Source organism: Micromonospora sicca (assembly GCF_003172935.1).
Classification (GTDB): Bacteria; Actinomycetota; Actinomycetes; order Mycobacteriales; family Micromonosporaceae; genus Micromonospora; species Micromonospora sicca.
This window is the reverse complement of sequence record NZ_QGKS01000291.1, coordinates 1-8,207: the sequence shown is the minus strand read 5'-3', so window position 1 is coordinate 8,207 and position 8,207 is coordinate 1. Positions and strand designations below refer to the sequence as shown.

General features: G+C 69.4%; 7 protein-coding genes. 5 read left to right on the top strand and 2 right to left on the bottom strand.

The genetic code is table 11. The features are described 5' to 3' along the window. Positions 1–71 precede the first annotated feature (71 nt). Complete coding sequence (gene mdh / locus DKT69_RS24100; protein WP_109803777.1) at positions 72–1,022, bottom strand: malate dehydrogenase; 951 nt, start codon at positions 1,020–1,022, stop codon at positions 72–74. A 144-nt stretch (positions 1,023–1,166) separates the two neighbouring features. Then, a complete protein-coding gene (locus DKT69_RS24095) occupies positions 1,167–2,027 on the bottom strand; it encodes a bifunctional methylenetetrahydrofolate dehydrogenase/methenyltetrahydrofolate cyclohydrolase (protein WP_109803776.1) in 861 nt (286 codons plus the stop codon). Positions 2,028–2,441: 414 nt separating this feature from the next. On the opposite strand from DKT69_RS24095, the gene DKT69_RS24090 reads away from it, so the two are divergent. The 5 genes from DKT69_RS24090 (at position 2,442) to DKT69_RS24070 (ending at position 8,189) form a co-directional block, all read left to right on the top strand. Beyond that, positions 2,442–4,046, top strand: coding sequence for a peptide ABC transporter substrate-binding protein (locus DKT69_RS24090; protein WP_109803775.1), 1,605 nt, complete (start codon positions 2,442–2,444; stop codon positions 4,044–4,046). Between the two features lie 196 nt (positions 4,047–4,242). Beyond that, positions 4,243–5,181, top strand: coding sequence for an ABC transporter permease (locus tag DKT69_RS24085; RefSeq protein WP_109803774.1), 939 nt, complete (start codon positions 4,243–4,245; stop codon positions 5,179–5,181). Further along, the gene (locus tag DKT69_RS24080) at positions 5,174–6,130 is read left to right on the top strand and encodes an ABC transporter permease (protein ID WP_109803773.1); all 957 of its coding nucleotides are present in this window, start codon (positions 5,174–5,176) and stop codon (positions 6,128–6,130) included. The genes DKT69_RS24085 and DKT69_RS24080 overlap by 8 nt, the downstream gene beginning before the upstream one ends. Before the next feature lie 6 nt (positions 6,131–6,136). Beyond that, entirely contained in the window at positions 6,137–7,174 is a 1,038-nt protein-coding gene (locus DKT69_RS24075) for an ABC transporter ATP-binding protein (protein WP_109803772.1), read from the top strand. Beyond that, positions 7,158–8,189: an ABC transporter ATP-binding protein gene (locus DKT69_RS24070; RefSeq protein ID WP_109803771.1), complete on the top strand. Its 1,032-nt coding sequence runs from the start codon at positions 7,158–7,160 to the stop codon at positions 8,187–8,189. Before DKT69_RS24075 ends, DKT69_RS24070 begins: the two co-directional genes overlap by 17 nt. Positions 8,190–8,207 lie beyond the last annotated feature (18 nt).

The following is an 8,207-nucleotide window of genomic DNA, read 5'->3' as shown; positions in this document are numbered from 1 at the left end:
CATGTGAGCTGATCCAACCCCGAAGGGGCACGCCGGCGGGTGCCGGCGTGCCCCTTCGGGGTTGGATCAGCTCACATGTTGGCGATGTCGGCCTGCTTCGCGCGGACGGCCTCGGCGGCGGCCTTGAGGCTGGCCAGCTCGTCGGCGTCCAGGTCGGTCTCGACGACCTTCTTGACGCCCTCGCGGCCGATCTGGGCCTCGACGCCCAGGTAGACGCCGGAGATGCCGTACTGCCCGTCGACCCAGGCGCAGACCGGCATGACCTCGCCGGAGTCCTCCGCGACGGCCTTGGCCATCCGGGCGGCGGCGGCCGACGGGGCGTAGTACGCCGAGCCGGTCTTCAGCAGCGCGACCACCTCGGCGCCACCGTTGCGGGTCTTGACGACCAGCTCCTCGATCTGCGCGGCGGGCATCGCGTCACGCAGCGGCTTGCCGTTGACGGTGCTCTTGGAGGGCACCGGGACCATGGTGTCGCCGTGCGAGCCGAGGGTGAGGGTCTTGACCGACTTCACCGGTACGTTCAGCGCCTCGGCGACGAAGTTGGTGAACCGGGCGGTGTCGAGCATGCCGGCCTGGCCGAGCACCCGGTTCTTCGGGAACTGGGTGGCGAGCTGGGCCAGCGCGGTCATCTCGTCGAGCGGGTTGGAGACCACGATGACGACGGCGTTCGGGGCGTACTTGGCGACGTTCTCGGCGACCTGGCGGACGATCTTGGCGTTGGTCTCCAGCAGGTCCATCCGGCTCATGCCGGGCTTGCGGGGCAGGCCGGCGGTGATGACGACGACGTCGGAGCCCTCGATGGCCTCGTAGCCCTCGCCGTTCGGGCCGGTGGTGGCGCCGACGACCTTGGTCTCGAAGCCCTCGACCGCGCGCGACTGGTTGAGGTCCAGCGCGAGACCGGCCGGCTTGCCCTCCACGATGTCGGTGATCACGACGGTGTCGAAGATGTCGTACTCGGCCAGGCGCTGTGCGGTGGTGGAGCCGTAGAAGCCGGCGCCGACGACAGTGACCTTCTTACCCATGGTCGTCCCACTCCCTGATACCAGTCGGTTTTCCGGACCGTATCAGCCATCCTGGCACCGATCGGGCGAGGGGCGGACGGTTATGACGCGCTTGGGCGTAACGACACAGCACCCCGGCGACCCGATGAGCCGGGTGCGGGCGGATCAGCCGCGCTCGGCGCGCTCGACGACGTTTGTCAGCAGCATCGCCCGGGTCATCGGGCCGACGCCGCCGGGCATCGGCACCAGCGCGCCGGCGACCTCGGCCACCTCGGGGTCCACGTCGCCGGTGTAGCGGCCCTTGCCGTCCGCGCCGACCACCCGGGTGATGCCGACGTCGACCACGGTGGCGCCCGGCGTGACCATGTCGGCGGTGAGCAGTCCCGGCACGCCGGCCGCGACGATGACGATGTCGGCCGCCCGGGTGTGCGCGGCGAGGTCCAGGGTGCCGGTGTGGCAGAGCGTCACGGTGGCGTTCTCGCTGCGCCGGGTGAGCAGCAGGCCGAGCGGGCGCCCGACCGTGTTGCCCCGGCCGATCAGGGCGACCTTGGCGCCGCGCAGCGCGATGTCGTACCGGCGGAGCAGCTCCACGATGCCGCGCGGGGTGCAGGGCAGCGGAGCGTCGTAGCCGAGCACCAGCCGGCCCAGGTTGACCGGGTGCAGGCCGTCGGCGTCCTTGTCCGGGTCGATCATCTCCAGCGCGCGCTGGGTGTCCAGGTGGGCCGGGAGCGGCAGCTGGACGATGTAGCCGTGGCAGGCCGGGTCGGCGTTGAGCTCGGTCAGCACCTGGTCGAGCTGGGTCTGGGTGGCGTCGGCCGGCAGCTCGCGCCGGATCGAGGCGATGCCCACCTCGGCGCAGTCCCGGTGCTTGCCGTTGACGTACGCCTGGGAGCCGGGGTCGGCGCCCACCAGGACGGTGCCCAGCCCGGGGGTGATGCCGCGCTCCGCGAGCGCCTTGACCCGTACCCGCAGCTCGTCCTTGATCTCCGCCGCGGTCGCCTTGCCGTCCAGGATCGTCGCCGTCACGCACCGATCGTCTCACGCGCGTCGCCCGCCCGGCCGAGGACGGCAAACCGTGACTAAACGTAACGTGGGTTTAATCACTCACAGTTAGGTGCTGTGGATCGCGCCACATCGCGAGACCGACAGACGATCATCAACCTCCACAGAGCGGACAACGGGCACGCAAGGTCGCGGCTGCGTCGCGACCGCACGCCAGGCGCGCGGCCGGGCGGGCGGAGAGGCAGCCTGAGCAGGGATTCCGGGCCTCCTCCTTAGCAGAGGTGCCCGACGTCGACAAGGCCCGGCACCCCATTCCGTTACCCCTTCGCAACGCTCTCGTTGTCGAAGCTGCCGCCGGCGACCTACCGTTGCCGATTGTTGCGCAGCGTCACCCCACGCCGGGCCTGACTGCGCAGCGTGAGGAGATGAGGAGACTCAATGCGAGTTCGTAGGCTTGCTGCCTGGACCGCCCTCCCGCTCGCGGTGACCCTGGGCCTCGCGGCCTGCGGCAGCGGCGGAGGCAGCGGATCCGGCAGCAGCGACCCCAACGCGGCCGTCAGCATCCAGATCAGCGAGCCGCAGCACCTGGTTCCGACGAACACCACCGAGACGTCGGGTTCCCAGGTGCTCGCCGGCCTGTTCAGCCCGCTCGTCGACTACGACGCGCAGAACAAGCCGTACGAGGTGGCGGCCCAGTCGGTGACGTCGTCGGACAACAAGGTCTGGACGATCAAGCTGAAGGACGGCTTCACCTTCCACAACGGTGAGAAGGCCACGTCCGACGACTACATCAACGCGTGGAACTACGGCGCGTACGCCCCCAACGGCCAGGGCGCCAGCTACTTCTTCGAGAAGATCGCCGGCTACCAGGACCTGCAGGGCGAGAAGCCGAAGGCCAAGACGATGTCCGGGCTGAAGAAGGTCGACGACCTCACCTTCACCGTGACGCTGTCCGAGCCGTACATCGACTTCAAGACGATGCTCGGCTACACCGCCTTCTACCCGCTGCCGGAGGCCGCGTTCTCCGGCCCGGGCGTGCTGAAGGACTCGTACGAGCAGGCGCCGATCGGTCAGGGCCCGTTCAAGATGAAGGGCACCTGGCAGCACGACGCCAAGATCGACGTCGAGCGGTACGACGCGTACCCGGGCCAGAAGCCCAAGGTCAAGGGCGTCGAGTTCCGGGTCTACCAGCAGCTCACCGCGGCCTACGCGGACGTGCAGGGGGACAACCTGGACGTCCTCCCGACGATCCCGACCGAGAACCTGAGCACCGCGCCGACCGACCTCGGTGACCGGTACCAGACCAGCCCGATGTCGTCGTTCCAGTTCCTCGCGTTCCCGACGTTCGACAAGGACTACAGCAACCCGGACGTGCGCAAGGCCATCTCGATGGCGATCGACCGGGACGAGATCACCAAGTCGATCTTCAAGGGTTCGCAGCAGCCGGCCCGTTCGTTCGTCTCGCCGGTGCTGCCGGGCTACCGGGACAACACCGCGGGCGCTGCCGGGGAGTTCAACCCGGCCGAGGCCAAGAAGCTCTACCAGGCCGCCGGCGGCCCGTCGAAGATCGTCATCTCCTACAACGGGGACGGCGGTCACAAGGACTGGGTCGACGCCACCGCCAACCAGCTGAAGGCCAACCTGGGCGTCGACGTCGTCGGCTCGGCCGAGCCGAAGTTCGCCGACCTGCTGACCAAGGTCGAGAAGAAGCAGCCGGTGGGTCTGTTCCGGATGGGCTGGGTGATGGACTACCCGTCGATGGAGGACTACCTCGGCCCGCTGTACACCACCAACGGCTCGTCGAACTACTACGGCTACAGCAACCCGGAGTTCGACAAGCTGGTCAAGGAGGGTTCGGCCGCCAAGACGCAGGACGAGGCGATCGCCAAGTACCAGCAGGCGGAGGACATCCTGGCCAAGGACATGCCGGTGATCCCGCTCCGCTTCGGCGAGAACGTGTTCGGCCACTCGTCCAAGGTCAAGAACGTCGAGATGGACCTGTTCCAGCGGGTCAACCTCGTCAAGATCGAAGCGGCCAGCTGAGCTGACCATGGTGCGGGCCATCCGGGCGACGACGCCCGGGTGGCCCGGACCGCGCTACCCCGGCCGGGCCGCGCGCCCGGCGTCGGAGGCGGCGCCGGCCTCCCCCGGGCCGGACGGCACCCCTACCGATATTTCCGGTACGACCAGAGATGCCGTCCCGCGACCCTTTCGCACATTTCCGGAGAGACTGCTAAGCATGTTCCGCTACATCTTGCGGCGCCTACTGCAGATGGTCCTCGCGTTCTTCGGGACCACCCTGATCGTCTACGCGCTGATGTTCGCCGGCCAGGGCGACCCCATCCAGGCCCTCGCAGGCGAACGACCGGTGACGGCGGCCCAGCGGGCATACCTGACCGAGAAGTACCACCTGGACGCCACGGGCGTCGGTGGCTTCTTCTACCGCTACTTCGACTACGTCAAGAGCCTGCTCCAGGGTGACCTCGGCCAGTCGCTGACCGGCCGGCAGATCGGCGACATCCTTCAGGCGGCCTGGCCGATCACCGTGAAGCTCGCGCTGATCGCGCTCGCCGTGGCGATCATCTTCGGCGTCACCGCCGGCGTGATCGCCGGCATCCGCCGGGCCAGCATCTTCGACAACTCGACGCTGGTGCTCACCCTGCTGGTGCTCGGCATCCCGACCATCGTGCTGGCGCCGCTCGCCCAGTACTTCCTGGGCGTCAAGTGGCAGCTCTTCCCGCCCACCGCCGGCTCCGAGCCGACGTTCTACGCGCTGCTGCTGCCGGGCATCGTGCTCGGCTCGCTGTCGCTGGCCACCGCGCTGCGGCTGACCCGTACCTCGGTGGCGGAGAACCTGCGCGCCGACTATGTCCGCACCGCCCGGTCCAAGGGCCTGGTCAAGCGCCGGATCGTCACCGTCCACGTGCTGCGCAACTCGCTCATCCCGGTGGTCACCTTCCTCGGTGTCGAGCTGGGCAACCTGATGAGCGGCGCGATCATCACCGAGGGCGTCTTCAACATCCCCGGTGTCGGCTTCAACCTCTTCCGCGGCATCCGCACCGAGGACGGACCGCTGGTGGTGGGCATCGTCAGCGTGCTCGTCGTGGTCTACCTGGTCTCGAACCTGGTGGTGGACGTCCTGTACGCCGTACTCGATCCGAGGATCCGCTATGAGTGATTTTGAGACGGTGGCGGCGACCGAGAACCAGGCCGCCCGCCGGGGCCCCTCCGGCGAGCCGGGCACGCCCAACCAGATCGGCGCGGCGCACAAGCCGCGCAGCCTGGCCGGCGACGCCTGGCGCGACCTGCGGCGCAACCCGATCTTCTGGATCTCGCTGGCGCTGGTGGTCATCTTCACCCTGATGGCCCTGGCCCCCGGCCTGTTCACCACGAACGACCCGAGCGACTGCCTGCTCTCCCGGCAGCACGCCGGGCCGTCCGGCGGGGCCATCTTCGGGTACGACTTTCAGGGCTGCGACACGTACTCCCGCGCGGTCCACGGCACTCGCGCCTCACTGCTGGTCGGCGCGCTCTCCGCGCTGGGCACCGGGGTGATCGCGCTGGTGGTCGGCATGGTGGCCGGCTACTTCGGCCGCTGGATCGACGCGGTGCTCTCCCGCGTGATCGACGTGGTGCTCGGCATCCCGCTGCTGCTGGCCGCGATCGTGCTGCTCAAGCGGGTCGGCAACGCCAGCCCGACGGTCCGGATCACGGCGGTGATCTTCGTGCTGGCCATCCTCGGCTGGACCACGGCCGCCCGGGTGGTGCGCTCGTCGGTGATCACCGCGAAGGAGCAGGACTACGTCGCGGCGGCCCGGATGCTCGGCGCCGGCCACGGCCGGATCATGTGGCGGCACATCCTGCCGAACTCGCTGGCCCCGGCCATCGTGGTGCTCACCATCGCGCTCGGCTCGTTCATCGCCGCCGAGGCGACGCTCTCCTTCCTGGGCATCGGTCTCAAGGCGCCGACGATCTCGTGGGGCCAGGACATCGACACCGGCCGGATCCACATGCGGGAGTCGGCGACCCCGCTGATCGTCCCGTCGACCTTCCTCGCGCTGACCGTGCTGGCGTTCATCATGCTCGGCGACGCGATCCGTGACGCCTTCGACCCGAAGCTGCGGTGAACTCTCATGACCCAGTCCGCTGTCCGGCCGACGCCGGCCTCTCCCACCCCGCCCGGCGGCCACCTGCTCGAGGTACGCGACCTGCACGTCGAGTTCCGCACCCATGAGGGCGTGGCCAAGGTGATCAACGGGGTCTCGTACCACCTGGACGCGGGCGAGACCCTGGCGGTGCTCGGCGAGTCCGGCTCCGGCAAGTCGGTGACCGCCCAGGCGATCATGGGCATCCTCGACACTCCCCCGGCCCACGTCCGCTCCGGCCAGATCCTGTACCAGGGCCGGGACCTCCTGACCCAGTCGGAGGAGCAGCGCCGGCAGGTGCGCGGCAAGGAGATCGCGATGATCTTCCAGGACGCGCTCTCCGCGCTGAATCCGGTCTTCCCAGTCGGCTGGCAGATCGGCGAGACGCTGCGCCAGCGCGAGGGGATGTCCCGGGCCGACGCCCGACGGCGGGCCGTCGAGCTGATGGACCTGGTGAAGATCCCGGCGGCGGCGAAGCGGCTGGGCGACTACCCGCACCAGTTTTCCGGCGGCATGCGGCAACGCGTCATGATCGCGATGGCGCTGGCCCTGAACCCGAAGGTGCTGATCGCCGACGAGCCCACGACGGCGCTCGACGTCACCGTGCAGGCCCAGATCATGGACCTGCTGGCCGACCTGCGCCGGGACCTCGACATGGCGATGATCCTGATCACCCACGACCTCGGCGTGGTCGCCGGCGTCGCGGACCGGATCGCCGTGATGTACGCCGGCCGGATCGTCGAGCACGCCGACGTGCGCTCGCTGTACCGGGCGCCGGCCCACCCGTACACCAAGGGCCTGCTGGAGTCGATTCCGCGGATGGACGTACGCGGGCAGGCGCTCTCCACCATCAAGGGGCTGCCGCCGAACCTGATGCGGATCCCCTCCGGCTGCCCGTTCCACCCCCGGTGCCCGTACGCGCAGCAGGTCTGCGTGGACGTGGTGCCGCACGACCTGGTCCTCGGCGACGGCCGGACCAGCGCGTGCCACTTCGCGCAGGAGGTCCGTGATGACAGCGCCCGCTAGCCCGACCAAGGTCCGCGGCGAGACGATCCTCTCCGTCGACAACGTGGTGAAGCACTTCCCGATCAGCCAGGGTGTGCTGTTCAAGAAGCAGACCGGCGCGGTGAAGGCCGTCGACGGGGTGAGCTTCGAGCTGCGCCGGGGCGAGACGCTCGGCATCGTCGGCGAGTCCGGCTGCGGCAAGTCGACCCTCGCCCGGCTGCTGATGCGGCTGGAGACGCCGACCTCCGGCCGGGCCACGCTGGAGGGCAAGGACCTCTTCAAGTCCTCCGGCGCGGAGCTGCGCCGGCTGCGCCGCAACATGCAGATGGTGATGCAGGATCCGTACACCTCGCTGAACCCGCGGATGACGGTCGGCGACATCATCGGCGAGCCGTTCGAGATCCACCCGGACGCGGCACCGAAGGGCAGCAAGCAGAAGCGGGTGCAGGAGCTGCTGGACGTGGTCGGGCTCAACCCCGAGCACATCAACCGGTACCCGCACCAGTTCTCCGGCGGCCAGCGGCAGCGCATCGGCATCGCCCGGGCCCTGGCGCTGCGGCCGGAGGTCATCGTCTGCGACGAGCCGGTCTCGGCCCTGGACGTGTCGATCCAGGCCCAGGTGATCAACCTGCTGGAGCAGCTCCAGGACGAGTTCGGCCTGTCGTACATCTTCATCGCGCACGACCTGTCGGTGGTCCGGCACATCTCGGACCGGGTCGCGGTGATGTACCTCGGCAGGATCGTGGAGATCGGCACCGAGCAGGAGATCTACGAGCGTGCCACCCACCCGTACACCCAGGCGCTGCTCTCGGCCGTGCCGGTGCCGGACCCGGACGCCCGGGAGAACCGGAACATGATCCGGCTCACCGGCGACGTGCCCAGCCCGGCCGACCCGCCGAGTGGCTGCCACTTCCGCACCCGCTGCTGGAAGGCGCAGGACATCTGCGCCATCCAGGACCCGCAGACGGTCCTGCGCGCCGCCGACCCGCACCCCTCGGCCTGCCACTTCGCCGAGGTGCGCCCCGCCGCCGCCTGACCCACCCCACCCGCCGAC